Annotated in this window: 31 protein-coding genes; 17 read left to right on the top strand and 14 right to left on the bottom strand. The window is 63.8% G+C overall.

Annotation, left to right across the window (positions count from 1 at the left end; genetic code table 11):
* Positions 1–63: 63 nt before the first annotated feature.
* The gene (locus MTX35_RS15400) at positions 64–1,269 is read left to right on the top strand and encodes a lipase family protein (protein ID WP_243595822.1); all 1,206 of its coding nucleotides are present in this window, start codon (positions 64–66) and stop codon (positions 1,267–1,269) included.
* A gap of 63 nt (positions 1,270–1,332) precedes the next feature.
* Positions 1,333–2,085, top strand: coding sequence for a MerR family transcriptional regulator (locus MTX35_RS15395; RefSeq protein WP_243595927.1), 753 nt, complete (start codon positions 1,333–1,335; stop codon positions 2,083–2,085).
* Here the strand turns inward: MTX35_RS15395 and MTX35_RS15390 are convergent.
* Both MTX35_RS15390 and MTX35_RS15385 read right to left on the bottom strand, forming a co-directional pair.
* Entirely contained in the window at positions 2,054–2,404 is a 351-nt protein-coding gene (locus MTX35_RS15390) for a WhiB family transcriptional regulator (RefSeq protein ID WP_279395999.1), read from the bottom strand. The genes MTX35_RS15395 and MTX35_RS15390 overlap by 32 nt on opposite strands.
* Positions 2,405–2,475: 71 nt before the next feature.
* Positions 2,476–3,516 carry an amidohydrolase family protein gene (locus tag MTX35_RS15385; RefSeq protein ID WP_243595821.1) on the bottom strand — a complete coding sequence of 347 codons (1,041 nt, stop codon included), beginning with the start codon at positions 3,514–3,516 and terminating at the stop codon, positions 2,476–2,478.
* Between the two features lie 106 nt (positions 3,517–3,622).
* On the opposite strand from MTX35_RS15385, the gene MTX35_RS15380 reads away from it, so the two are divergent.
* Both MTX35_RS15380 and rraA read left to right on the top strand, forming a co-directional pair.
* Positions 3,623–4,006, top strand: a complete 384-nt coding sequence (locus MTX35_RS15380; protein ID WP_243595820.1) for a DUF5313 family protein — start codon at positions 3,623–3,625, stop codon at positions 4,004–4,006.
* A gap of 24 nt (positions 4,007–4,030) precedes the next feature.
* A complete protein-coding gene (gene rraA, locus MTX35_RS15375; protein WP_094638506.1) occupies positions 4,031–4,510 on the top strand; it encodes a ribonuclease E activity regulator RraA in 480 nt (159 codons plus the stop codon).
* Positions 4,511–4,553: 43 nt separating this feature from the next.
* Here rraA and MTX35_RS15370 read toward each other — a convergent pair whose 3' ends face one another.
* Positions 4,554–5,393, bottom strand: a complete 840-nt coding sequence (locus MTX35_RS15370) for an alpha/beta fold hydrolase (RefSeq protein WP_243595819.1) — start codon at positions 5,391–5,393, stop codon at positions 4,554–4,556.
* A gap of 105 nt (positions 5,394–5,498) precedes the next feature.
* On the opposite strand from MTX35_RS15370, the gene MTX35_RS15365 reads away from it, so the two are divergent.
* Both MTX35_RS15365 and MTX35_RS15360 read left to right on the top strand, forming a co-directional pair.
* On the top strand, positions 5,499–6,071 hold the full coding sequence (locus MTX35_RS15365; protein ID WP_243595818.1) for a TetR/AcrR family transcriptional regulator: 573 nt from the start codon (positions 5,499–5,501) through the stop codon (positions 6,069–6,071).
* 66 nt (positions 6,072–6,137) lie between these two features.
* Positions 6,138–7,286 (top strand): serine hydrolase, encoded by a 1,149-nt coding sequence (locus MTX35_RS15360; RefSeq protein ID WP_243595817.1) that lies wholly within the window; start codon positions 6,138–6,140, stop codon positions 7,284–7,286.
* On the opposite strand, the gene MTX35_RS15355 is transcribed toward MTX35_RS15360, so the two are convergent.
* Positions 7,287–8,198: an aminotransferase class IV gene (locus tag MTX35_RS15355; protein WP_243595816.1), complete on the bottom strand. Its 912-nt coding sequence runs from the start codon at positions 8,196–8,198 to the stop codon at positions 7,287–7,289.
* A gap of 64 nt (positions 8,199–8,262) precedes the next feature.
* Between MTX35_RS15355 and MTX35_RS15350 the strand changes: the two genes are divergently transcribed.
* Together MTX35_RS15350 and MTX35_RS15345 are read left to right on the top strand one after the other, a co-directional pair.
* Positions 8,263–9,237 carry an aldo/keto reductase gene (locus MTX35_RS15350; RefSeq protein WP_243595815.1) on the top strand — a complete coding sequence of 325 codons (975 nt, stop codon included), beginning with the start codon at positions 8,263–8,265 and terminating at the stop codon, positions 9,235–9,237.
* Between the two features lie 55 nt (positions 9,238–9,292).
* Positions 9,293–9,676, top strand: coding sequence for a GNAT family N-acetyltransferase (locus tag MTX35_RS15345; protein WP_243595814.1), 384 nt, complete (start codon positions 9,293–9,295; stop codon positions 9,674–9,676).
* Here MTX35_RS15345 and MTX35_RS15340 read toward each other — a convergent pair.
* The gene (locus MTX35_RS15340) at positions 9,658–9,900 is read right to left on the bottom strand and encodes a PLDc N-terminal domain-containing protein (protein ID WP_243595813.1); all 243 of its coding nucleotides are present in this window, start codon (positions 9,898–9,900) and stop codon (positions 9,658–9,660) included. The two genes, MTX35_RS15345 and MTX35_RS15340, sit on opposite strands and share 19 nt — an antisense overlap.
* Positions 9,901–10,034: 134 nt before the next feature.
* Here MTX35_RS15340 and MTX35_RS15335 point away from each other — a divergent pair, with 134 nt between their 5' ends.
* The gene (locus MTX35_RS15335) at positions 10,035–11,555 is read left to right on the top strand and encodes a hypothetical protein (protein ID WP_243595812.1); all 1,521 of its coding nucleotides are present in this window, start codon (positions 10,035–10,037) and stop codon (positions 11,553–11,555) included.
* 42 nt (positions 11,556–11,597) lie between these two features.
* Positions 11,598–11,795, top strand: a complete 198-nt coding sequence (locus tag MTX35_RS15330; RefSeq protein ID WP_243595811.1) for a PLD nuclease N-terminal domain-containing protein — start codon at positions 11,598–11,600, stop codon at positions 11,793–11,795.
* 4 nt (positions 11,796–11,799) lie between these two features.
* On the opposite strand, the gene MTX35_RS15325 is transcribed toward MTX35_RS15330, so the two are convergent.
* Complete coding sequence (locus MTX35_RS15325; RefSeq protein ID WP_243595810.1) at positions 11,800–12,156, bottom strand: hypothetical protein; 357 nt, start codon at positions 12,154–12,156, stop codon at positions 11,800–11,802.
* A gap of 117 nt (positions 12,157–12,273) precedes the next feature.
* Positions 12,274–14,163: an HNH endonuclease signature motif containing protein gene (locus MTX35_RS15320; RefSeq protein WP_243595809.1), complete on the bottom strand. Its 1,890-nt coding sequence runs from the start codon at positions 14,161–14,163 to the stop codon at positions 12,274–12,276.
* A 120-nt stretch (positions 14,164–14,283) separates the two neighbouring features.
* Here MTX35_RS15320 and MTX35_RS15315 point away from each other — a divergent pair, with 120 nt between their 5' ends.
* Positions 14,284–14,775, top strand: a complete 492-nt coding sequence (locus tag MTX35_RS15315; protein WP_243595808.1) for a hypothetical protein — start codon at positions 14,284–14,286, stop codon at positions 14,773–14,775.
* Between the two features lie 60 nt (positions 14,776–14,835).
* Positions 14,836–15,432 (top strand): hypothetical protein, encoded by a 597-nt coding sequence (locus MTX35_RS15310; RefSeq protein ID WP_243595807.1) that lies wholly within the window; start codon positions 14,836–14,838, stop codon positions 15,430–15,432.
* On the opposite strand, the gene MTX35_RS15305 is transcribed toward MTX35_RS15310, so the two are convergent.
* Together MTX35_RS15305 and fmdA are read right to left on the bottom strand one after the other, a co-directional pair.
* On the bottom strand, positions 15,429–15,899 hold the full coding sequence (locus tag MTX35_RS15305) for a hypothetical protein (protein ID WP_243595806.1): 471 nt from the start codon (positions 15,897–15,899) through the stop codon (positions 15,429–15,431). The two genes, MTX35_RS15310 and MTX35_RS15305, sit on opposite strands and share 4 nt — an antisense overlap.
* Before the next feature lie 33 nt (positions 15,900–15,932).
* A complete protein-coding gene (fmdA, locus tag MTX35_RS15300) occupies positions 15,933–17,186 on the bottom strand; it encodes a formamidase (protein WP_243595805.1) in 1,254 nt (417 codons plus the stop codon).
* 131 nt (positions 17,187–17,317) lie between these two features.
* Here fmdA and MTX35_RS15295 point away from each other — a divergent pair, with 131 nt between their 5' ends.
* The 3 genes from MTX35_RS15295 (at position 17,318) to MTX35_RS15285 (ending at position 18,869) form a co-directional block, all read left to right on the top strand.
* Positions 17,318–17,605, top strand: coding sequence for a zinc ribbon domain-containing protein (locus MTX35_RS15295; protein ID WP_243595804.1), 288 nt, complete (start codon positions 17,318–17,320; stop codon positions 17,603–17,605).
* Between the two features lie 43 nt (positions 17,606–17,648).
* Positions 17,649–18,407 carry an FAD-binding domain-containing protein gene (locus MTX35_RS15290; RefSeq protein WP_243595803.1) on the top strand — a complete coding sequence of 253 codons (759 nt, stop codon included), beginning with the start codon at positions 17,649–17,651 and terminating at the stop codon, positions 18,405–18,407.
* Between the two features lie 75 nt (positions 18,408–18,482).
* Complete coding sequence (locus tag MTX35_RS15285) at positions 18,483–18,869, top strand: hypothetical protein (RefSeq protein ID WP_243595802.1); 387 nt, start codon at positions 18,483–18,485, stop codon at positions 18,867–18,869.
* A 34-nt stretch (positions 18,870–18,903) separates the two neighbouring features.
* On the opposite strand, the gene MTX35_RS15280 is transcribed toward MTX35_RS15285, so the two are convergent.
* From MTX35_RS15280 to MTX35_RS15270, 3 genes are read right to left on the bottom strand one after another with little or no spacing between them, the layout of a single operon-like run.
* Entirely contained in the window at positions 18,904–19,677 is a 774-nt protein-coding gene (locus MTX35_RS15280; protein WP_243595801.1) for a DUF4097 family beta strand repeat-containing protein, read from the bottom strand.
* Positions 19,674–20,330 (bottom strand): response regulator transcription factor, encoded by a 657-nt coding sequence (locus tag MTX35_RS15275; RefSeq protein WP_243595800.1) that lies wholly within the window; start codon positions 20,328–20,330, stop codon positions 19,674–19,676. The genes MTX35_RS15280 and MTX35_RS15275 overlap by 4 nt, the downstream gene beginning before the upstream one ends.
* A complete protein-coding gene (locus MTX35_RS15270) occupies positions 20,321–21,595 on the bottom strand; it encodes a histidine kinase (RefSeq protein ID WP_243595799.1) in 1,275 nt (424 codons plus the stop codon). Before MTX35_RS15270 ends, MTX35_RS15275 begins: the two co-directional genes overlap by 10 nt.
* A 135-nt stretch (positions 21,596–21,730) precedes the next feature.
* Between MTX35_RS15270 and MTX35_RS15265 the strand changes: the two genes are divergently transcribed.
* Positions 21,731–22,363 (top strand): hypothetical protein, encoded by a 633-nt coding sequence (locus MTX35_RS15265; protein ID WP_243595798.1) that lies wholly within the window; start codon positions 21,731–21,733, stop codon positions 22,361–22,363.
* Between the two features lie 38 nt (positions 22,364–22,401).
* The gene (locus MTX35_RS15260) at positions 22,402–22,584 is read left to right on the top strand and encodes a hypothetical protein (protein ID WP_032381941.1); all 183 of its coding nucleotides are present in this window, start codon (positions 22,402–22,404) and stop codon (positions 22,582–22,584) included.
* Here MTX35_RS15260 and MTX35_RS15255 read toward each other — a convergent pair.
* A complete protein-coding gene (locus MTX35_RS15255) occupies positions 22,572–23,402 on the bottom strand; it encodes a MerR family transcriptional regulator (protein ID WP_243595797.1) in 831 nt (276 codons plus the stop codon). The two genes, MTX35_RS15260 and MTX35_RS15255, sit on opposite strands and share 13 nt — an antisense overlap.
* Before the next feature lie 97 nt (positions 23,403–23,499).
* Positions 23,500–23,976 (bottom strand): GNAT family N-acetyltransferase, encoded by a 477-nt coding sequence (locus tag MTX35_RS15250; protein ID WP_243595796.1) that lies wholly within the window; start codon positions 23,974–23,976, stop codon positions 23,500–23,502.
* Positions 23,977–23,986: the final 10 nt, after the last annotated feature.

The following is a 23,986-nucleotide window of genomic DNA, read 5'->3' as shown; positions in this document are numbered from 1 at the left end:
GTGGCACGATGGTCAGTGGTCTACCGGACGTCGGGGCGTACGGAGCTACAGGGTGGGAAATACATGCGCAAGGCATTCGTTCTGGCCGGAGCCGCAGCATTGATGCTGTCGTTCGCAGGATCGGCCCAGGCCGATCCACTGCAGGATTTCATCGCTCCGCCGAGCGATCCCGATGCGTATCTCCCCACCTCACTCGGTGATCCATGGTTCGACCCGCCTGCCGGGTACGAGAACCAGCAGCCCGGCTCTGTACTGAACCGTCGCGACGTCGCGGTCACGCCGGAGGCGTCGTCCGTGCAGTTGCTGTTCCGCTCCACCGACTCCAAGAACCGGCCCATCGCAGCGGCGACGACGGTACTGACCCCCACCGCGCCGTGGACCGGAGCCGGAGATCGTCCCGTCATCGCGTACAACGAGGCGACGGATTCGCTCGGAAATCAGTGCGCGCCGTCCTACACGTTGCCGCGGGGCAACAACAAGGAAATCGACCAGGTTCGAATTCTGCTCGACCGCGGCTACACGGTGGTCGTCACCGACTACCAGGGCCCGCGGCAGGCCTATTCGGCCGGTCTCGTCTCCGGGCACACCGTGCTCGACGGCCTTCGTGCCTCCCAGAGCGCGGGCGTGAGCGCGGATGCGCCGATCGGTATCACCGGCTACTCCGGCGGTGCCATCGCCTCGGGTTGGGCCGCGCAGTTGGCCCCGGAGTACGCGCCCGAGCTGAACATCGCAGGCGTCGCGTTCGGCGGTCCGCCCACCGACTACAAGATTCTGCAGACCTCGTTGAACGGTCAGATCGGTTCGGGCCTGTTCACTGCGGCGACGATCGGGTTGTCCAGGGAGTATCCGGAGATGCGGGAGCTCGCCAACGACAACGGGAAACGACTGGCTTTGGCGCAGAAGGATCAATGCGTCGATGTGTTGTCGTATTCGGGACTGTTGATGTTGGACCAGCGAAACCTCTCCAACGTTCCTGATGTCTTCGCGCATCCGATCACCACGGCCGTCGTCGAGGAGAACCGCATGGGCCAGACGAAGCCCGACGCGCCGGTGTACATCTACCAGGGCCTGCAGGACTTCCTCATCCCCAAGGAGGGTGCCGAGGCCGTGCAGGACCAGTGGTGCGCTGCGGGAGCGTCGGTTCGCCTCGAATTGGTGCCCGGGGATCATTCGCTGGCGCAGACCAACGGTCGTCCCGGCGCATACGATTGGCTCGCGCAACGTCTCGCGGGAGAATCCACCTCCGGATGCGAACGTGTGACCCGATAAGCGCGGCTTGACCCTCACGCCACGGGAGGCAGCACAGTGTCTTTCGTGAGTGATTCGTCTGGCATGCAGGTCGGCGCGGTCTCGAAGTTGGTGGGTGTCAGCGTGAGAACGCTGCATCACTACGACGAGATCGCGTTGGTGGTGCCCTCGGGCAGAACGCCGAAGGGCTATCGGACGTACTCGTCCGCCGATGTCGAACGGCTGCATCAGGTATTGACCTACCGCGAACTCGGGTTTCCGCTCGAGGTCATTGCAGCGTTGCTCGACGACCCAGCGGTGGACGCAATGGCACATCTGCGTCGGCAGCGAGAGTTGTTGAACGAGCGGATCGATCACTTGCACGCAATGGCTGCGGCCGTGGACAAGATGATGGAGGCGAAGAAGATGGGTATGCAACTGACTCCCGAGGAGCAGCGAGAGATCTTCGGCGACAACTGGCCCGGCGAGGACTACGCCGAGGAAGCCGAGCAGCGCTGGGGCGAGACCGACGAGTGGAAGCAGTCGCAACAGCGGACGGCGTCGTTCACCAAGGACGACTGGAAGGCCGTCAAAAAGGAGGCCGACCTACTGGAAGCGGATCTCGCTGCCGCGATGCAGCGGGGTGTGTCGCCGGATTCCACCGAGGCCGGGGCACTGGCCGAGCGTCATCGGGCTTCGATCGAGCGGTACTACGACTGCGGTTACGAGATGCAGGTGAACCTGGCAGAGATGTACATCGCCGACGAGCGATTTGCCAAGCACTACAACGGTATTGCCGACGGCTTGGCGCAGTATCTCCGTGATGTCATCGTCGCGAACGCTGCTCAGCAGGGTTGACGCGTCTCGATCCGCACCCCTTTTCGGAATTCGCACCTCCTGCAGGGGGTGCGGATTCCGACCCGGGGCGTAGACGTCCGGGCGAATGCCGCTCGTCAGGGCTGACGCGCGCCATCGCGGACCGCTCGTGTGGGGTCGATCCACCCCAGACTCCGTGCTTCTCATCCGAGTCGAGTGCGTGTTGCAGGCAGCGCGCGATCACGGGGCATCCATCGCACACGAGCTTCGCCTGCCGCTCGAGGTTTCTCAGCGAGTATCCCCGCAGCCCCAGGGGCGGGTAGAACATCGAGACCGGCATCGAGCGGCAGGCGGCATTCATCTGCCAATCCCAGTACTCTGAGAACGGTTGCAGTGCTTGCGCTTTCATCGTCAGTGCCTGCTTCCTTCGGATCAGAGATTCAGCAGTCGGCGGGCGTTGCCGGATGTGGTCGCACGCCAGTTCTCGAGTCCGCCGTTCGCGGCACCGGCGTCGAGGGATCGCAGTTGCTCCTGTACGCCGGTGATCGGCGTGAAGCAGTAATCGCTGCCGTACACCAGGCGATCAGGTCCGACGGTGGACAACAGCGCAGGTAGCTGCCGCGGGGCCGGCGTACCGGCGAGGTCGAACCACAAGCGCTGCAGTACATCCGGCGTAGTCGGCGTGCCCAGACCGACCTGCGTTCGGAAGAAGTCGACCCGATCCGCCAGTAACGGCAGAACTCCGCCGCCGTGAGTGAACACCCAGCGGATGTTCGGGAACCTGTCGACGACCCCCAACAGAATCAGGTCGACGACGGTACGCGCTGTGTCGAAAAGGAATTCGATCATCGGTGCCGGCCGCCCGAGCGACACCGCTGCAGAATTCGGCGGCGAGGTGGGATGCACGAACACGACTGCCGATCGCGCATCCAACGCGGCGAGCAGTGGCGTCAGTACGGCGTTGCCCAGGTACATTCCACCGGCGTTCGACATCACCGTCACGCCGTCGGCACCGAGCTGATCGAGAGCACGAACGGCTTCGATAGTCGAGTCGACGACGTTCGGAAGTGGCAGCGACGCAAAGAAACCGAGTCGGGGCTGGTTCGAGACCACGCCAGCACCGAAGTCGTTGACGTGGCGGGCCAGATCGGCGGCCTTGCCGTCGTCACCGAAATGCACTCCGGGTGACGAGACGGACAGGATCGCGGTGTCGATGCCGCACCCATCCATCATCTGCAGGTGTTCACCGACCGACCAGCTCGGCCACTTCGGCATGCCGTCGGGAAATGCGATGCCCGACGCGAGGGCTTCCCTCAGATAGAAGTCGGGAACCATGTGCGAGTGGACGTCGACAATCCCGCCGTTGCCCGAAGCGGGTGCTGCCGATGCTGTCGCAGACGGCAACGTCGAGAGGGCCACCCCGGAGATCGTCGCGGCACCCAGCGCGCCGAGCAGGGTCCTGCGATCGATCACAGTGCACGTCCTTCTCTCATCGCTTGAACTGACGCTATCGTCACATATGAGGGAATCCGCAGTCAACGGTGACTTGTACCAACTCTTGTGGGACTAGCATTGCGCGATGACCACCGAACGCACGACGCCCACCCCGCTGCAGTTTCTGGGCTATTCGTTCGGTCGCACGCTGCCCGAGTCCATGCAGGATTGGGTTCGTGAGGATCTGGTGGGTAACGGCGCGCAGGTCCGCTACCTCGCACGGTTCACGGTGCCCGTCATCCCGCTGCTGCTGTTGTTCCTGCTGATCCCGGGGCCGCTGTGGATGTCGCTGGCGATGATGGCCTTGCTGTTCATCCCGTTGGTCTACTTCGCGATCGCCCTGATGAATGTCTATCGACGACATCGCTTGTTGATTCACGGCCTCGATCCGCAGTTGATCAATGCCAAGGCGCAGACCCGCGCCGACCGCACTCGCGACGACTACGAACGCCGTCACGGCCGCGGCTGATATCCGGACGATAGTCTGTGGCGCATGACGTCACCTGTGGAATTCAAGGCAACCGCTGATCTGGCCGACGAGATCGGTCCCGACATCCGCAGCTGCGACACCCAGTTCATCCAGTTCGGCAAGCACACCGAGTTCGCGGGGCCCATCACCACCATCCGCTGCTTCCAGGACAATCTGCTGGTGAAGCAGACGCTCAGCGAACCCGGCAACGGTGGTGTGCTGGTGGTGGACGGCGATGCCAGCGTGCATACCGCCCTCGTCGGCGACATCATCGCGGGCCGCGGCGTCACCAACGGCTGGGCCGGCGTCATCGTCAACGGTGCGGTGCGCGACTCCGCGATTCTGCGCACACTCGAGATCGGCGTCAAGGCCCTGGGAACCAACCCGCGCAAGAGCACTCAAACCGGCTCGGGTGAGAAGAACGTGCCGGTCAGCTTCGGCGGCGTCACGTTCAACCCGGGCGAGATCGTCTACAGCGACCACGACGGCGTCGTCGCGGTCTAGTGCCGGCCAGGGCGGCAGGCCTGATGCCTGCCGCCCCGATTCACTACTTCACGAACGCGAGCAGCGCGTCGTTCACTTCCTGGAAGTGCGTCCACAGCAGTCCGTGGGGAGCGCCCTCGACCTCGACGTAGGTCGCCTCGGGGAACGCCTCGTGGAACGGACGGCCCGTCGAATCGATCGGCAGGATGTTGTCTGCGGTTCCGTGCAGAATCAGCGTGGGCTTGCCGGATTCACGAACCTTCGCAACATCGCCGCGGAAGTCCTCGAGCCAGGTGGGCACAACGGCGTAGGCCGCGACGGGTGCACTGGCTGCGGCGGTGGCGAAGTTCGCCCGCACCGTGGCCTCGCTGATGCGGCTGCCGAGGTTCTCGTCGAGGTTGTAGAAATCCTTGTAGAAGTTCTCGAACCAGGCGAAGCGATCCTCCCGAGCAGCGGTCTCGATGCCGTCGAACACCGACTGCGGAACGCCGGTCGAGTTGTCGTCGGTCTGCAGCAGAAACGGTTCGAGCGAGGCGAGGAATGCGAACTTCGCGACGCGATCCGTGCCGTATTTCGCGGCGTACCGAGCCAATTCGCCTGTGCCCATCGAGAATCCGACCAGGATGACATCACTGAGGTCCAGCTCGGTCAGTACCTTGTCCAGGTCCGAGGCGAAGGTGTCGTAGTCGTAGCCGACGGTGGGCTTGCTGGACTGGCCGAAGCCGCGGCGGTCGTAGGTGATGACGCGGTAGCCGGCGTCGAGCAGCGCCCGCGACTGACGTTCCCAGGAGTTGCCGTCGAGTGGGTAGCCGTGGATGAGCACGACCGGCTGACCGGTGCCGTGATCCTCGTAGTGGACCTCGACCGGGGTGGAGTTCTCGGTGTCGACCTTGATGTACGCCATGGTGTCGCCTTCCTTCGTGAGTGAAGTCCGACGCGGGAGAACGGTCGTTCTCACCGCGTGTGGACTACTGTAGAGAACGTTGGTTCTCTCGGCAAGGGGTAGACGATGACCAGTACGGAAATCGGACGGGCACAGGTGGTGAACGCCGCGGACGAATTGTTCTATGCGCGAGGCATTCAGGCTGTCGGCATGGACGAACTCCGCAGTAGTGCAGGCATCTCCCTCAAGCGCATGTACTCACTGTTTCCGTCGAAGACCGCTATCGTCGCCGAGGTGCTTCGTGGTCGCACACAGCAGTGGAACGACGGCATCGACGCCGAGGCCGCCGCGCACGAGTCCCCCCGAGACAAGCTGCTGTCGATCTTCGACTTCCTGGACCACTGGTTTCGCGAGGACGACTTCCGCGGGTGTGCCTTCATCAACTCCTTCGGCGAACTGGGCGCCACCATGCCGGAGGTCGCCGACGCCGCGCATCAGCACAAGAAGAACTTCATCGACTACGTCACCCGATTGGCCGTAGAAGCCGGCTGCGCGCCGGCCGTCGGGCTACAGATCGCGCTGCTCGCCGAGGGTGCTCAAACCACCGCGGCAATCACAGAGCTGGCCGAATCTGCCACTGCAGCAAAGGCTGCGGCGAAGGTTCTGCTCGATTCGAGTGCGAGGCAGGTCGATCGCTGACCAGCATCCGCAATTACTGACATTTGACACTGAAATACTTCGTTCGACGGCGATAGCGTCGAAGACATGAGCAAGCTACGAATCCTCGCCGCCCTCACCGTCTCGACGTCCCTGCTGGTCAGCGGATGCACATCGTCTGACGAGCCGTCAGCCGTCGAGCCCACCACCACCACGCCCTCGAGCGGGAGCATCAGGACCGACGACGTTCAGGCCGCCTTGGACGCGATGGTCGACGCCGGGTCCGTCGCCGCTGTTGCGCAGGTGCGCGACGGCGAGGATTCCTGGTCGGGAGCGGCCGGTCTGGTCGAACGCGATGGAACCGAGGCTGCCTCCGCCGAGAACCCGGTCCGCATCGCCAGCGTCACCAAGGCAATGGTTGCCGCAGTGGTGCTGCAGCTGGTAGACGAGGGGAAGCTCGAGCTCGATCAGCAGGTCGACGAGTTGCGGCCCGGTCTGCTGCCCAGGCCAGTGACCGTTCGACAGCTGCTCGATCACACCAGTGGCGTTCCTGACTATCTCACCGGCTTCGACACAGCCGACCAGATCGCGGCCCGCGCAAACGACTCCGTCAAAGATGACGAGTTGATCGCCCAGGCACTCGCCATGCCATGGACCACCGAACCTGGGTCCGAATTCGTCTACTCCAACACCAACTACGCCATTCTCGGACGCATCATTGCCGAGCAGGATGGCAAGTCCATCGGACAGTCGTTGCAGGACAGGATCTTCGATCCCCTGGAGATGACCGACTCGACGTACCCCACCGATTCCACTCTCGACGCCGATGCCCTGCACGGCTACGTTGTCGAGAACGGAAACTACACCGACGTCACCGAGTACGACGCCAGTATCTGGTCGTCGGGGGCTGCCGTGGTCTCCACCGTGGCAGACATGAACACCTTCTTCCGTGGACTGTTCGACGGCACGCTGATCCCACAGAACCTGATCGACGAGATGCAGGTCGTCAACCCAACCGGCTATGGACTCGGCCTGCTACTCGCAATTGATGCCTGCAATCCTGGTTCGGGCGAGCTCGTGTTCGGCAACCGCGGAAACGGCTTCGGCTACAGCACACTCGCGTTCGCCAGCCCGGACGGGGAACGTCAAGTAGCGCTGTCATGGACCTCCACGGCACCTGACCCCGCAACCGATCCCCTGTTCCAATACGCCAACGCCGCGCTCATTGCTGGACTCACCTCGACCTGCCCGGCGTAGCTAGAGGGCCGTCACCCAACCATGCACTTCGTCGCTGGTGAGCGCGGCCTGGTGACGCTTTCGCAGGGTGAGCGTCACCGGGCCGGTCTCCTTGGTTCCTATTGCGCGACCGTCGATTTCGTATACCGGCGCAACTCCGGCCGAGGTGCCGCAGACGAAGACCTCGTCGGCGATGTACAACTCGGTGAGGTCGACGGTGCGCTCCTGAACGGTCAGCCCTTCTTCGCGCGCCAGGGTCAGAATGGTCCGACGATTGATGCCGTCGAGAATATCGCTGGTGACATCGGGAGTGACCAGCACTCCATTGCGGACGAGAAAGATGTTCGCGGCACTGAGTTCACAGACGTGACCGTTGATGTCGAGGAAGATGCAGTCGTCGAAGCCGCTGTCGATCGCATCCTGTTTGGCCAGAACCGAATTGACGTACGCTCCGTTCACCTTGGCGCGAGATGGAATGGCATTGTCGGGGATACGACGCCACACGCTCGTCTTCAGCCGCATACCGTTCTGCGGGACAATGGGATTCGCGTCGTACAGGAAGATGGAGACGGTGGTGTGCAGTCCGCGTACCCGCGTTCCGGGAATCGACTCGTCCACGTGGACGGTGGCGCGAACGTAGACCTCGGCCGTCGGAGCATTGGCGGCGATCACGTCGCGCGTTGCCTGAACGAACCTATCGAATGTCCACTCCGACGCGAAAGTGTCGATGCCGATGATCTTGCAGGACTCGACGAGGCGTCGATAGTGATCGAGCAAGCGGAACGCGGTTCGCCGATCACCGTCCACCTGCACGGGGAACACGGTGTAGACACTGAGCCCATACAGGACGGCCGAGGTTGCGACCCCGAGCGTCGCCTCCTGCGCGTCCACCAAGCGATCGCCGAAATACACCTTCGAGTGTGGAAGAGCCATGCGGCGATGCTAGTCGCCCGGTGAGTCCGAGCGACAACGCATTTACCGTCGTATGGTCGAGTACATGAGCGAACGCACAGTACTGACCCGCACCCTGTGGAACGACGGCCCCGAGGTGGGTGCCATCGGCTTGGGATGCATGGGAATGACCTGGGCATACAAGGCCGACGACCGAACGGAGACCCCCGATCGCGTCATCGGGCACGCCTTGGACCTGGGTGTGAATTTCATCGACACGGCCGATGTGTACGGACCGTTCACCAACGAGGAGGTCGTCGGCAAGGCAATCGGCAGCCGACGCGACGAGGTAATCCTCGCGACCAAGGGCGGTCTCGTCTCCCACGTCGGCGACGCCGGAGAGCCGGTCATTTCGGGCCCCAACGGCAAGCCGGAGCATCTACGTTCGGCGATCGACGATTCGCTCCGCCGCCTGGGCGTCGACCACATCGATCTGTACTACCTGCACCGCCCGGATCCCGAGGTGGACGTCGAAGACAGCATCGGTGCCATGGCCGAGGCCGTGCAGGCCGGAAAGGTTCGCGCACTGGGCGTCTCGGAGTTCAGCGTCGAGCAGCTCGATCGCGCCCAGCAGGTGCACCCGATTTCTGCGGTGCAGTCGGAGCTGTCGCTGTGGACGCGCGATCACCTCGCTACGTCGCTGAAGTGGACGCAGGACAACGGTGCGGCATTCGTTCCGTTCTCACCGTTGGGTCGCGGCTTCCTGACCGGCAACTTTCGCGGAACCACACCTGCTGCAGACGATTTCCGATCACGATTGCCTCGCTTCAGCCAGGACAATCTCGATGCGAACCTCGTGATCGTCGACGCCATCGCAGCCGTAGCCGACGAGCTCGGCGCGACGCCGGCGCAGGTGGCCTTGGCCTGGGTGTTGGCGCAGGGTGAGCACGTGGTCCCGATTCCCGGCACCCGACGTACGTCGCGTCTCGACGAGAACGCGGGTGCCGCGTCTCTGATGTTGAGCGCGAAGCACCTCGCCACACTCGACGCCCTGCCTGCCCCCGCCGGTGGCCGCTATTGAGGTCGTTCGCGTCGACCCCGCTTCGGATCGGCAACTGGCCGAACAGATTCTCGCGATGCAGAAGGGATCCTATGCAGTCGAAGCGAGACTGATCGGCGACAACCGAATCCCGCTGCTGCACGAGTCGGTGGACGATCTGTGCGCTGCACAGGTCCACTGGGTCGTTGCTCGGGAGGGCGACGACATCCTCGGTGCTGCAGCGTGGTCCGAGACGGAGATCGACCGTCTGGTGGTGGCTCCCCACGCGCATCGACGAGGAATCGGACGGAGTTTGGTTGCGGTGATGCTGAAATCGATTGCCGGACACCATGTTCGGGTTGCCACCGGACGGGACAATCCACCTGCCCGCAGGTTGTACGAGTCCTTCGGCTTCGTGCACACCGAGGATCAACAGGTACTGCCCGGGCTGTGGTTGGCCCGCTACGAACTCGTCCGCTGATCGGACTCAGAGGTTTTCGGTCGAGCCAAGAACCAGATCAGCGCACCGGTGACCGGCATGAGCAACACGAGCAGACACCACCAGAATGCGGCACCGCGCCGGCGGTGGGAAGTACGCAGAATCGATACCCACGCAACACCGACGAGCAACAGCCACACCACGGTCGCTGCCGTCCAGGCGAGATCGAACGCTAACGGCAGCGTGGGGTTGCTGTGACTGTTCATCGCCAACCCCCTTCGCCTCGAGGACCGAGCTTATCGCTTTCGCCCGGCGTTGGAATGCCACCATTGGACCCGATCTCGCTGCAGTGACCTGACGATGCCGCTAGCCTCACGTGCATGACTTCACTGAAAGGCGCATGAGCGACCGTCGCACGCTCGTCGTGCATATCTCGTCATCGGTGATCGGCGACGGTGAAATCGCCCCGCCGCAGGTGGGTGCGGTTCTGACCGGCGCACTCCGTTTCGTGGAGCTGCCCGATACCGAAGCGGATATCGTCACGATATCGGCGAGCCTCGAACCCTCCGGACATCAACCGATCCTGCAATACACGGGCCAGAACTCCGCGCGGCGCTGGGAGTGGGCCGGGTTGTTGCGCGGCGACGGCTGGACTGCGTCGTGGCGCGGGTTCATCCCCCGCACAGGCCGAGTCGAGCTGACCGGACGCTTCTACGGCGTCTTCGGGTATGACACCGAGGGCCGATTCCGCGGTCTGGTGACGCGCGCGCAGATGGTCTCCGAGCGCTACCGGTTCATCGCCGATGAAGGCTGGGTTGCCCGCCAGGGCCATCGCAGCGCGCGCGAGGTAACGCACGTCCAACGGTTCTTCGGCGACGAGTCGATGCCAGCGGACGACGGTGACTTCGATCGGGAGTCCAGCGTCATGATCGATCTCGATCTCGACGACGTTCCACCTCTGCCGACTCGCCCGAGCATCGTGCCGGGCAACGTGGCCGCTGCCGGCGGTGTCACCTGGGTTCTGGACGCCGAATTGCCGCTGGTCGTCAGCATCGATGCGAAAGGCGTTGCCACCGAGCATGTTCTGCCTGCCAAAGTCGGTGACACCCGTTCCATCTGGGCCGCCGATGCAGGGTGCTGGGTCGGCGGAGTGGATGGAATGTTCTGGCTTGCCCTTGGCCACGAGGCGGTTCGGATCGATTCGCTGCCCGCGCACGTCGGAGCCGTCAACGGCGACCGGTTGCTGGTCTGCACCGGCGACCCTACGTGGCGCATGTACACACCCGGGATCGGGTCAACCGACGTTGCGGCACTCGACGGCTACATCAATTCGATTGCTGCGGAACGTGATGACTGGATCGTCTGCGTTCAACCCCGTGGGGAATCAGTGGTCCGTCTGGTACGGGTGACGAGTGCAGGACACTCGACCATCGGACCCAGCATTCCGCAGCTGCCTCGCGGACACGGATATCCCTATCTTGCGGGCGATCCTGTGCGCTTGATTCGCGGTGTCGACGTCGCCGTCGTCGAACCGGATCTTGGCATCGCTGATGAGGAAGAAATGCTGGGCCGCAGTCAGTTTCACGGTGGACAACTCGGTGACTTCGCTTGGACGATAGGACATCCGCCCGATGGCACCTCGTCGACGGGTTGGTGGCCACTTCCCGGCCCAGTGCAGTACGAACGAACCGAACAGTTCTGGCTGTTCACCGTCTACGACGCGTCGACCTTCACACCACTGACGAGTGTTCCGGTATTTGCAACCAGACCGAACGTCACCGTCGACGACGCTGGGCGAATGCTGGTCATCGCGCGTGGAGTCCGAGCACTTCGACCCGACGACCCGGTGATGAGCTGGCCTGTGCATCTCGATATTGCCGAGATGCTCGACAACTCACGCTCGAGCCGGTTGCGAAGCTGACCGCTCGCTACCGGAACCGATGTCTGATCTACCCTGTGGGACATGACTTCTGTTGGCGTTACGGTTGCATTTGCACTGTTCGCCATGTCCTTGGTTTCGATCGTCCGTGACCCCTTTCTGGGATTCGTGGCGAAGCTGGCATGGGTAGTCGTTGCGTTGATTCTGCCCATTGTCGGGCCGATCCTGTGGTTCGCAGTCGGCAAGCGTTATCCCCACGGACCGAACGGCGGCAACCGATAGCAGTTCAGTATGACGTTGCCTTTCGCAGGTCGATGTTCACCAGATGACTGACCTGATCGCGGAGCCACTCGACGGTCTGCTGCCCGGGCGCGGGCGTGTGGGCCAACAACGTCCAGCGAAGCCGGGTCTCCGGCCGTACATCGAACTGCAGCAGGAGATCCGGGACCGTCGACCACGGCGAGCTCCACACGACGCGGTCGAACTCGCTGCTCTCGACAATCCGAGGCAACGACTGGTCGTGGAACATGACCGGCCAGGCGAATCCTCTGTTCAACGGATGCAGATCGGGACGCATCAACGCTTTCCAGACGACGCGTGCCGGCGGCGACAGTACTGCCGTCCTGCTCGCGAGAACCATCATGCGCTTACCGTACGCAGGGCACGACTCCGAAGCCCTACTATTTTCGCGCACGACCGGTGCGGCGGCTGCCATGTACCGACGACAGGCAGAGCTGTGCCCTGATGGTGGTGTAGGTCGTCAGGCGGGTTGTCGTGGTTCTTCGTCCCCGGGGTCGTCGTGCTGGTCGGGTGGGTACAGGACTTCTTCGGGGTGGTGTGCGTGATTGATCAGCCCGCGCCTGAGCGGGTCCATTCCGGTGGGTGGGTGCCACAGGGTGCGACCTGGATAGCGATGTGTTGCTGTGGTTTTGGTGGTGGCCCATGTGTTCGGTCCGGTGCCGACGAGTGCGTGGTGCATGTCGCAGCCGAAGGTCAATCCGTCGATGTCGGTGTTTCCGCCGTCGACCCAGTCGGTCACATGATGGGCTTGGCACCAGGTCGCGGGGCGGGTGCAGGAGGGGAAGCTGCAGCCGCGGTCGCGGGCGATGAGCATGATGCGTTGGTCGGCGGAGGCGATGCGTTTGCTTCGGCCGAGGTAGAGGGCTCTGCCGTGGTCGTCGAAGATGGTCAGGTAGTGGTGGGCGTGGGAGGCCATGCGGATGGCGTCGCGGATCGACACTCGTGATCCGGTGGCGGTCTTCGCGTATCCGCAGCCGGCTTCGAGGTCTTTCAGGGTCATGGTGATGATGGCGGTGACGGGTAGGCCGCGGTGGGTGCCGAGGGTGCCGGAGGCGAGGGTGTGTCGGAGCGCCAGTTTCAGGGCGTCGTGACGGCGTTCGTTCTGGGTGCGGATATCAGGTGCGGCGGCATCCCGCGCGGCAGTATCCGGCACCGCAGTATTCGGTTCGTCGCTACCGGGGGCAGTGGGGTCCGCTGCATCGTCGGGGTCGGTGTCGGTTGCGTCGGTTGCGTCGGTGTCGTCGGAACGATCTGGCTCTGTGCCGCAACCACAGTCGCGACAGTTGCTTTCATCGCCACAGTTGCCCTCATCGCAGCAGTTGTCATCGCAGCAGTTGTCGTCGCAGTCGCACTCACTGTCGCAGCAGTCGCCGTCGCTGCCACAGTTGTTGCTGTGCCACAGGCCGGCATCACTGGAACTGGCATCGCTGGGCTCGGGCTTAGGCGCTGTGCCGCTACCGTTCCCGCGACTCCTGCTCCCGCCCTTCTCGTCGCTGCCGCTGCGGGTCTCATCCCTGCTGGTCTCGCCGTGGACGACCGATGTCGGGTCGGCCGGGTTGTTCACCCCCGGTTTCGCGGCTTTGGCGAACAACGCTTCGAGGTAAGCCCGCAACTCGGGGTCGACACAGAATTTGCCTTCCGACATGCCGTCTGCACCTTGTTCGCCGAGGTAGAAGAAGGCATCGCGTCGCTTGCGTGGCTTGGGCTTACCGTCCTCGTCCTCGTCCTCGTCCTCGTCGTGATCGCCGTCGGGGTTGAGAATCGAATCCAGGTTCGCCACCAACGGCGCAAAATCGTCGGGCCGCCTGGTCGACGCGAAGCCCACCAACTGCTCCTCGGCGAGATCGCGGGTCTGCGGATCCACACTGGCAGGCAAGTGCTTGAAGAATTCGCGGATCATCTGCACGTGCTGGGCGTCGAGCAACCCGGCCCGTAATGCGTCGGCGGTGTGCGGCAGCAACGGCGGCAGAACCTCGCCCGACAGTGCGGTGCGATCCCCCAATTCGGCAGCCAGGCGTACTCGTGCTCCTGCTGTTCGTGGGGTGATCCGCAGCATCCATGCCACCGAGCACGGCACCGACCCGGGATACACATCAAGGCCGTGTTGAGCGATCAGCTCGTTGAGCCAGGTGTACGAGTACGCGGTCACCGATCGGGTGAGCGTTTCCATCCGCTGGATCACCGCACGCCGGTCGGCGTTCGTCCACGACACCGACGCCTGCCCGGCCAACTCCGCGACCGCGGACTCCACACGATCGACCAACACCGCCAACTCGGGATCGGACACGTCAGGAGCGGGCGGCACCGTCTCGATGCCGTCCACCCCTGATCCGCCGTCCCCCGAAAGCATGAACAGAATCTATCGCGACCCACCGACAAGTTTTCGAACACAGTTGCGATTGCGCCAAGAAGGCAGTCGCCGGGCTCCGGACCAGAAACCTGTGCGATGACATTGGTAGAGAATGTCGACATGCCGACCCTCCCTGATCACCCGAGCGGAGTTCGCCGCTGGGTGATCTTCGCGGGGATACTTCCACTGGCCTGGTGGTGCCTCAGCCTGGCTGCGGGTGCACTGGGTATCGGTTACGACGCCATCGGCGACGTTGTGAGCACCTGGAACATCACGACAGCAGCCGGATTGGTCCTTCTCATTCCAGCGGCCTTCTTTTCCATAAGCGGAGGCTTCGAGCTCACCTCACCTGACAATCTCCGTCACGGCCGTTGGTATGCGACCGTTGGATTGACTCTGACGATGGCCTTCTACCTGTTGATGTTGCTGAACTCGGTCGTCGCAAACTTCGGCGATTCAGTCCGTCGCGACCCGAGCAGTTGGAGCCCCGAATTGTCCTCGCTCGAACAGTGGGCGGTTGCGGCACCGTACGCAGTCTTCCTGATTCCGACAGTAGCGACGCTGACAGCGCTCTGGCGGGGGCGAAGCAAGCAGGCAGGATCCGTAACCTAGCCATTCTTCAGCTGCGAGATGGGTCGACCACCCACACCGAATGTCGGTAGCGTCGCGTCCATGGAATCGAGTACCGATTGGGCGGAATGGTCGGGCGATGATCTGCAACAGGATGTCTCGGAGGCACAGTGGGTGAACAACAACCTCGCCGTCGTCGCCACAACCACAGTGGGCTCGCTGGTCCCCACCGTGTTCGACGCCTATGCCAGCATTCAGTATCCACCTAGCGGCAACACGCGTGGCGCTACGGTGCCGGCGAAACCCGTTGTTGCCTGGCATGTTCAACTGGCGTCCATCATCGAGGTACTCGCTCGAAGCACGAACACACCGGACTTATGCTGGTTCGCAGTCTGGGAAGGCAATACCGCCCTCGATGACATTCGCGACAAGGCTCCGACCGCAGCCATCGCCGGCTACAACTATTTCCTGTTGAGGGGACCGGTCTCACGCGCAGCGGGCACACTCGAAGGATTGTCGCCGCACCTGTGGTGGCCCACCGACCACGCGTGGTGCGTGGCTCAGCACTTCGACTTCCCGTGTGCATTCCTCGGAGGCAGCACGGAGACCGTTGCCGGCATCCTGGCGCTCACCGACATCGAGTCCCAGCCGACACGCGTCGACCAGATCATCACTGCGGGCCGCGGCGACGACGGCTAGCCACCCGACGGAACAATCTCGACGACTGATGCCTCCGACCGAACTCCGAATCCCTCTGGCGTTGAACCCCGTTGGTGGTACTCCAGACCACCCTCGTACGTCACACTGAATGCGCCGGGGTGTCGGGTCGCGGTCCATTTCTGACGTTGCACGAGGAATCCGGCCCGGTCGAGCAGGCGAAGACTGCCCCACGGCCTTGCCCAGAAATCGATCCATAGGTACCTGTCCCACACCAAACACCCGTGCAACATCACGTCCCCAACCATGCTGCCGTCACCCATCATCGTGGTGAAGCCGTCGCCGAGATGCGCTACCCACTCCGTCCGGCCTTCGGTGACGACGGCCTCCACCCGAGCCGGCACCTCGGTGCACACCTCGGCGGGCAGGTCCATCCACTCGCGTGACGCCCAGTACGTGGTGGGTGAAAACACCGCGCCTACGGCAGGCTCGTCAGGCCACGGTTCCATATCCTCGAGCATCCACAATGTCGGCATACGGCGTCAGAGCTGCGCCCTCGGCGCTCCCATTCCCGGGTCGATCTGGAACGGCCCGGAGGCCGAAGGCGCGATCGGGAAATCGAAGATCGCCGTGGGGATGTACACCGTTGCACAGGAGTTCGGAATGTCCACCACCCCGGACAGGCGTCCTTCGATCGGGGCCGAACCCAGCAACAGATACGCCTGCTCGGGACTGTAACCGAACTTGGTGAGGTAGTCGATCGCATGCATGCAGGCATTCTGGTAGGACAGGTCGGAATCCAGATACTTCTGCTCACCGTCCTCGGTCACCGAAATGCCCGAGAAGGCAATCCATTCCGAGTACTGCGGTGCGGTATTCCCGGGCATGAAGATCGCGTTCTCGATCACTCCGTAGGTCTCCATGCCGCCCTTGATCAGGTCGACGTGCAAATCCATGAAGCCACCCATCTCGATGGCACCGCAGAACGTGATCTCACCGTCTCCCTGCGAAAAGTGCAGATCACCGAAGGACAGCTTCGCGCCCGGCACGAACACCGGGTAGAAGACGCGGGTTCCCTTCGTAAGGTTCTTGATGTCCTGGTTTCCACCGTTCTCGCGTGGCGGTGCCGTGCGTGCGGCTTCGCCTGCGACGCGGGCGAATTCGTCACCGCTCAACGATCCCAGAATTGCCCCGTCGAGCTCGGGTGCAAGAGCCAGTGGCGGAACACGATTCGGATCGGTGGCGATCAGCGCACCTTCACGAGCGTTCCACTTGGCCAACAATTGCGCCGACGGCGCGGTCCCCATGAGCCCGGGATGGGTGATGCCGGTGTACTGCACGTGCGGAACGTGTCGAGACGTGGTGGTCTGCCCGGAGAAATCCCAGATCGCCTTGTACGCGTCGGGGAATCGATCGGTGAGGAACCCGCCGCCGTTCTCCTTGGCGAAGATTCCCGCGTACCCCCAGCCCTGGCCGGCCAGCGGACCCGAATCCTCCTGCGGGATCGGCCCTACGTCGAGAATGTCGACGATCAGCAGGTCACCGGGCTCGGCACCCTCGATATGAAACGGCCCGGACAGCGTGTGCACGTTGTTGAGCGGCGCATTGAGGATGTCCTCGGCCGAATCGTCGTTGCGGATGGCCCCGTCGAACCATTCGCGACAGTGCGCCCGAAAAGACGTGCCGGGTTTGACCGTGACCGCCGCCGGGATATCAGGATGCCATCGGTTGTGACCGACGACCTCCTGCTCGGTGAAACTCTTCGTCGAGTCGAGCGGAAACAGCAGTTCGGGCACGAGGCACCTCCGGTTGCGCGGATTCTCCTGCCTCGATCATTGCACCGATGTGGCCCTCCAGGTCGGTTCTGGCACGTAAATGTTGTATGACGTTGTGCCGTAACACTGCTGATCCCGCTACCCTCGAATGCGTGCCCACCTACAGCTTCCGCTGCGCACAGCGTTGCGACCCCGTCGAGCAGCGGTTCTCCATGGCCGACGCGCCGTCCGAGGTGACGTGCCCGCAGTGCGGGCAGGCGGCCGCTCGGAAGATCTCCTCGCCCGCTCTCGGACGGGGAAACAGCGCTGCGATGAAGGCGCACGACGCCTCGCGATCCACTGCAGACACGCCTGCCGTCGTCTCGTCCCTACCGCCGGCCGGCAGAACGGCAACCAGGACCACATCCAACCCACTGCATCGCCGACTGCCGCGCCCCTGACGACCGGCGTTTCCCTTTCGTACCGACGGGGAAGTCCGACGGCATGTCCGAGCTACCCACTCCGCCGTCCATTGCCGACGGCTCCACCACCGAGGACGTCGTCGACTGGGTTGCCGAGCATCTGGGCGATCTGACACGCGAAGAGCCGGATGCCATCACGGCCGGTGGCATTCGCGGCGGGCAGTCGGCTGCCGATGCCGCGCTGGCCGGACTCGACATCACCGGATACGCCCGGGACCGCAGCACCGTTCTCCCGGTGAATCGTCGTGGAGCGAGCCGTATGTCCCCGTATATCCGCCACGGGCTACTCACGCTACGAGAGGTCTGGGACGCGGTATCCGACGCTCCCCCACGCGACCGTTCCCGCTATCGCGACGAGCTGATGTGGCAGGAGTACGCGCGCCACTTGTACTCACGAGTCGGAAGCGAACTGGGACAATCTCTCCGCCGCGAACAACCGCGGCCACAGAACTGGACGTCGCAGCCCTGGGCCGAAGAGATGAACTGCATGTCCTCGGTGGTGGGCGAATTGCATGAGGACGGTTGGCTGGTCAACCAAACGCGTATGTGGCTGGCCTCCCAATGGGCCGTCCGCGCCGGTGCGACGTGGCGCGACGGCGAGGACGAGATGTTCGCCCACCTGCTCGACGGGTCCCGCGCCGCCAACCGCCTCGGTTGGCAATGGACCGTCGGTACCGGAAGCGGGAAGGTCTACGGCTTCAGCCGGTGGCAGGTGAACAAGAGAGCACCGTCGCTGTGCCGCAACTGCGCACTGAAAGATGCCTGTCCCATCGAGAACTGACCCGACGACGATCTCGGGCCGGCTGTCGACGGTCCCGATCTGAACAAGGCTCCGATTCCCGCCGGACCCGCCCACGTGGAAGGTACTGGTGCAGAACAGGTCTGGCTGACTGCCGAATCTCTCGGCACCGCGGACCCAGCGCTGGCCGCCGACACCGAACGGCCTGCCGTCTTCGTGTTCGACGAGCCACTGCTAGGGAAACTGAAGCTCTCCGGCAAGCGACTGGTGTTTCTCGCCGAGACGCTCGGCGAGATCGCGTCCACCCGGCCGTTGGAGGTCCGTCGCGGCAGAGTCTCGGATGAGCTCTCCGGACGGTCCCTTGCCACCACGTGGGCACCCGTTCCCGGCTTCTCCCGCATCGCCGACGCCACCGCCCCGGTCGAGTTGCATCCGTGGCCGTGGCTGGTGCGTCCCACCACGTCCTCTGTCCGTTCCTTCAGTGCGTGGCGCCGGAGTCATTGACCAGCAGACATTGAACAGCAGTCACTGACCGGGACTACCGCCGCTGCACCGAAATCTGGCCTTCTTCACTGGTGATGGATACCGACCTCGGTGAACTCGGATCGTCGACGACGTCGATGTCGACATCTCCCTTCTCCGACGTCGCCTCGACGTCGTAGAACTCGGCCGCCGGAAGTTCGATCATGCTGTCGCCCTGCATGTTCTGCACGAGTACCGAGTCCGGTGGCACCCTCGAATCCAGAACGACCTGGCCGAATGTCGTGTCCACCTCCACTGCCGATACTGCGGCGTCGGCGATGTCGACATCACCGAATCTGGTTGTGACATCGAGGGTTCCGGCGGATCCTCGAGCTACCACCGAGCCCGACGAGGTGGACACCGACGTCTGCGCGTCCACGTCGGAGAGCACCACGTCGCCTGCTGCCCCATCGATATCGAGAATCAGCCCGGCGGGTATCCGAAGCTCGACATCGATATCGCAGCTGCCACGTTGTCGGTACGAGCATTCCACTGCTACCTGCGACCCGTCGTCACTGATGTCGACCGTGGGAATATCTCCGCGGTAGGACCCGTCGGCCCGTACGTGCACCTCGGAATCTGGGCTCATCGACACCGTCACATGAGCGAATCTCGTTGTGAATGCGAGATTGTTCCCGGTAACGGCGTGGTTCTCGACGTAATCGAAGGACTGCATCTTCGGCGTGCTGAAGCCTTCGACGATTGCCGCCGCCGTGGCAGCACCTGCAGTGCCCACGACCACCACGGCCACCGAGACAGCAACAACATTGCGCCACAACGCTTTCTTCACTGTATTGCTCCCAGATATCGTAGTACCGCCATGACGCGGCGATGATCAGCGCTGTCCCCGAGCAAGCCGAGTTTGGCGAAGATGTTTCCGATGTGCTTCTCGACGGCTGCCTGACCGACCACCAACGCGGTCGCGATGCCGGCATTGGATTTGCCCTCGGCCATGGCCGTCAGCACTTCTCGCTCCCGCGGGGTCAACGAATCGAGTGGATCCGACCGCGGAGCACGGGCCAGAATCTGCTGCACCACTTCGGGATCGATGACGGTTCCACCGGTGGCAACGGTCCGCACGGCATCGGCGAACTCGTCCACGTCGGCCACCCGGTCCTTCAACAGGTATCCGACGCCGTCCGTGCTCTGCCGGATGAGCTCGGCTGCGTACCGCTCCTCCACGTACTGAGAGAGCACGAGAACACCGACGGCGGGCCACCGTTGGCGAATGACCAGAGCCGCGCGCAGGCCTTCGTCCAGGAAGGTCGGCGGCATGCGTACGTCGATCACGCAGACATCCGGAAGCGGATCGGCAGCGGACATGGCCGCGAGCAGCTCCGACGCGTCGCCCACTTTGCCTGTCACGTCCGCTCCACCGTCGATCAGCAGTCGAGCGACGCCCTCTCGCAACAGAACCGAGTCGTCGGCGATGATCACTCGCACGGGATGCTCACCTCGAGCCGCGTCGGGCCGCCGGACGGCGACGTGATGGACAAGGTTCCGTCGATCCCGCTCAGCCTGTCCCCGAGCCCGGCCAAGCCACCGCCCGGGGCGGAATATGCTCCGCCGCAACCATCGTCGACCACCGTCACCCGCACAGCCGAATCGGCTCTCGAGACAGCGACTCGGACGGTGTCGGCCTTCGCGTGCTTGCTCACGTTGGTCAGAGCCTCGGAGACGACGAAGTAGACGGTCGACTCGACGGTGGCGTCCGGGCGCCGATCACCGGAGAGGTCCGGGTCGATGTCGATGGTCACCGGAATCGCACACAGCGCCGCGACGGACGAGAGTGCGGCATCGAGACCGCGGTCGGTCAGGATCGGCGGATGGAGACCACGGGTGAGGGTGCGGATCTCACCGATTGCGTTCTTGGCCTCCCGATGGGCGTCGTCGAGCAGTTCCTTCAGTACCGCATCGTCGGTCGCCGCGACGCGTGACTTCGCCTGTCCCAGTGACATTGCCACCGAGACCAACCGCTGCTGGGCCCCGTCGTGCAGATCGCGTTCGATGCGACGGCGTTCGGCGTCGGCAGCGTCGACGACGCGAGCTCGACTCACCGTCAGCTCGTCCACTCTTCTACTGGATTCGGATCGGCCGAGAAGGGCTGTAGCACTCCACCAGTCGAGTCTTGCCAAGGCGGTGAGCAGCAGCGGCACCCCGGCAACAAAAGTGACCAGGGAGGCGAAGCCGACCAACGCGACGAACGGATAGCCCACCCGTTCGCCTATTTCGAGCCCATTGGCGACCGGGTTCGTCACGATCCACGCGACCGGTGCCGCCGCGAGAACCGGTAGGGCCACGAACAGCGCCGGCAGCAGGAAGAGCAGCACGGCCGATACCGGGATGCGAACGAGCCAGTAGCACAGCGACTTCCACAGCCCGATGTCGCGGAGGCACCAGACGAACGTGCGCCAACTGGTGGGGTACACGGTCACTTCGGGACCCTCGATGAGAAGTCCACCGGTGAAACCGATTCCGGCGCGCGCTGCACGGTCCATCCATCGAAGCGCCACTATCGTCAGCGCGAAGACGAGCACGCCGCTGAGCGCAAACGGCAATGCGCACACCGCCAGTACCAGCAGTCCCAGGATCATCCAGCCGCCCAGCCCGGCAAGAGTCGACGCCAGCAACGACGCCACCGCCAGCCACCACTGCGGCGATATCCATGCCCTGAGCGGATTCAGGGGAATCGGTAGTGCCTCGTTCATGCGGATCAGCCTAAGTGCGCCGTAGTGGACCTGTCCCCACGGTGAACCCACCGTTGTGGGTAGGGCCAGCCCTACCGTCGATCCGTGGGTCGATCGTGGTGTTTTCCGCGGTACGGACGACCAGATTCGTCAGGTATGAACCTCAACATCCTCGACGTGGACCGGTTGCCGTCCGTTCCCGTGTGGGTCGTCTTCACGATCGTGTTCGTACTGCTGGCATTCGAGTCCGCAACGCTGCTCGGTCTCTTCACGCCGGGCAACAGCGTCCCGATCACCCTCGGGGTACTGACCTCTATCGGCGTCGTGCCGTGGCTACCTGCCGTCGTCACTGCGGCGGTGGCGTCGAGCATGGGTGCGCAGTGGGCGTTCTGGCACAGTCGCCGCACAGCCACGGTGTCGGGTCTCGGACGAGTGGAGTCCGCGCTGCCGGCCGCGGTGATGAGGGTCGTCCTCGGGCTGACCACTCAGGCGCGATCGCGGCCACGCGCTGTCGCCACTGCCGGACACCTCATCGGGGGTATCCGCACTGTCACTCCCCGACTCGTAGCGACCTCCTCACTGCGGCACCGCGAATACGCGCTGCTCAGCCTGCTGGCTGCAGTCGTGTGGGCGGCTGTCTTGGTATCGGCCGGAGCATGGCTGGGCGACCGAACGATCATCAGAACCGCCCTGGGATACGCCTGGATTCCGGCTCTGACGGTGATGGCTGTTACCCAGCTCAGGCGTCGAACACGCTCGTCTTCTCCCGAACTTGTCGGAGCCCGGTGATATCAAGGATGTAGAGGAAACGACAGAAAGGGATTCGCATGTCCGCACGCTTCGATACCTGCAACGGCACACTCGTGATCCACGCGGTCGGCGGTGCGGAGTGCACGGAGCCGGACTGCGTGGACCTCGAGTACGTGCGCCACTTCCTGGTGCTCGAGTGCGAAGAGGTCACCGGCGGCTGCCAGTGCACCGCACTCGTCGAGCTCGCTCAGGCGTCCTGACGTCGAACCACCGGCTGCTGCAGTTCGGTCACCCAATTCTCCTGCGGCTGCGGCTCCGATACCAGGTAGTACTCGCGGCATATCCCGGAGAGCTCGTAGCCGTTGGCCTCGATCCACGCCGTGAACTGTTCCCAGGTCTCACCGATCGTTGCCATCGAACCGTGGTGAACGGTGGTCACCGCCAGCTCGACGGGCGGAAGCTCACGAACCTCGTACCCCTCACCGGACACGACCTCCGGCCCCACCTCGAATGCGGCATGCACGGTGATGCCGGTGCCGTCCCCGTCGTCGACGGCCTCGTACATGGCAATGGACGACGGCCCGAACGCCACGCCGTGCCCGGCGAGGGTCTGCGCGAGTCGGGCATACATCGGGCCGATGACCGGGCCGATGTTCTGGGGCCCGAACCCGGCAGCGGTCTCGGTGACGACGGCAATGCGGGTGCTCGGCAATGCGTTGGTGTCCACGGTGATCATCGAAATCCCTTCGGTGTCGGAGAGCCGCGCATCGATGCGACGCAAGCGAGCGGCGTCGAGATCGAGTCGACGAGCGACGTCATCGCGCTTGGCGGCGAGCATCTCGCGTAGCCGGTCGACGCCGACCTGGCCGTGCACGATCTGCGTCACCTCGTCGAGCCTGAACCCGAGGTCCTTGAACATGAGAATCCGTCCCAGAACCTCGAACTGCGAACCGTCGTACGAGCGATAGCCCGTGAACGGATCCACCCGTGCCGGCGTCAACAACCCGATCTCGTCGTAGTGCCGAAGCATACGAACCGAGACCCGGCCGATCGATGCGAACTCTCCAATGCTGAACATGACCCTCCGAGAATCTCGTCTCACACAGTGTGAGGGTCAAGCGCGCACAATCGGGTGCACTGGACCGCGCTGAGCGCGGTCAGTTGCACCCGATTCTTCACGGCACAGGAATCCAGACGCGAACCACCGACCCCCGGCGGCCGACTTGCTTGCCTCCGGCACGCTCCAGGGTCGCGATCGAAGCCGCGTTGTCCACCGCGCATACCGCTGTAATCCGGGTCATGCCCAGGTCTGCGGCGAGCATCAGCATCTCGCGCACTGCCCACGTGGCAACTCCCCGACCTCGTTCGGACGGGCGAACGCCGTAGCCGATGTGACCGCGGCGGCCCACAGATTTGTTGCTGTCGTGTCTGAGTGCGATCCCGCCCAATACTCGTTCGTCCTCCGCGATCCAGCGGTACGTGCACTCGGCGTCGACCCGAAGCCGCTCGACCCAGTCCGAAAAGCCCTGCGCGGACTCGACTTCGTCGTCGGCCGTCAACCCGAAACCGTCCTCGTGGAACCCAGGGCCCCATTCGGCGTGAGCCTTCCGCCACGCAGCGGCGAGATCATCCGAGGGAACGACGAGGTCCACCGGCAGACGG

Source organism: Rhodococcus sp. ARC_M12, from assembly GCF_022810385.1.
GTDB lineage: Bacteria > Actinomycetota > Actinomycetes > Mycobacteriales > Mycobacteriaceae > Rhodococcoides > Rhodococcoides navarretei.
Note: the sequence above shows the minus strand (reverse complement) of the source record. Positions and strands in the feature narration are given on the sequence as shown.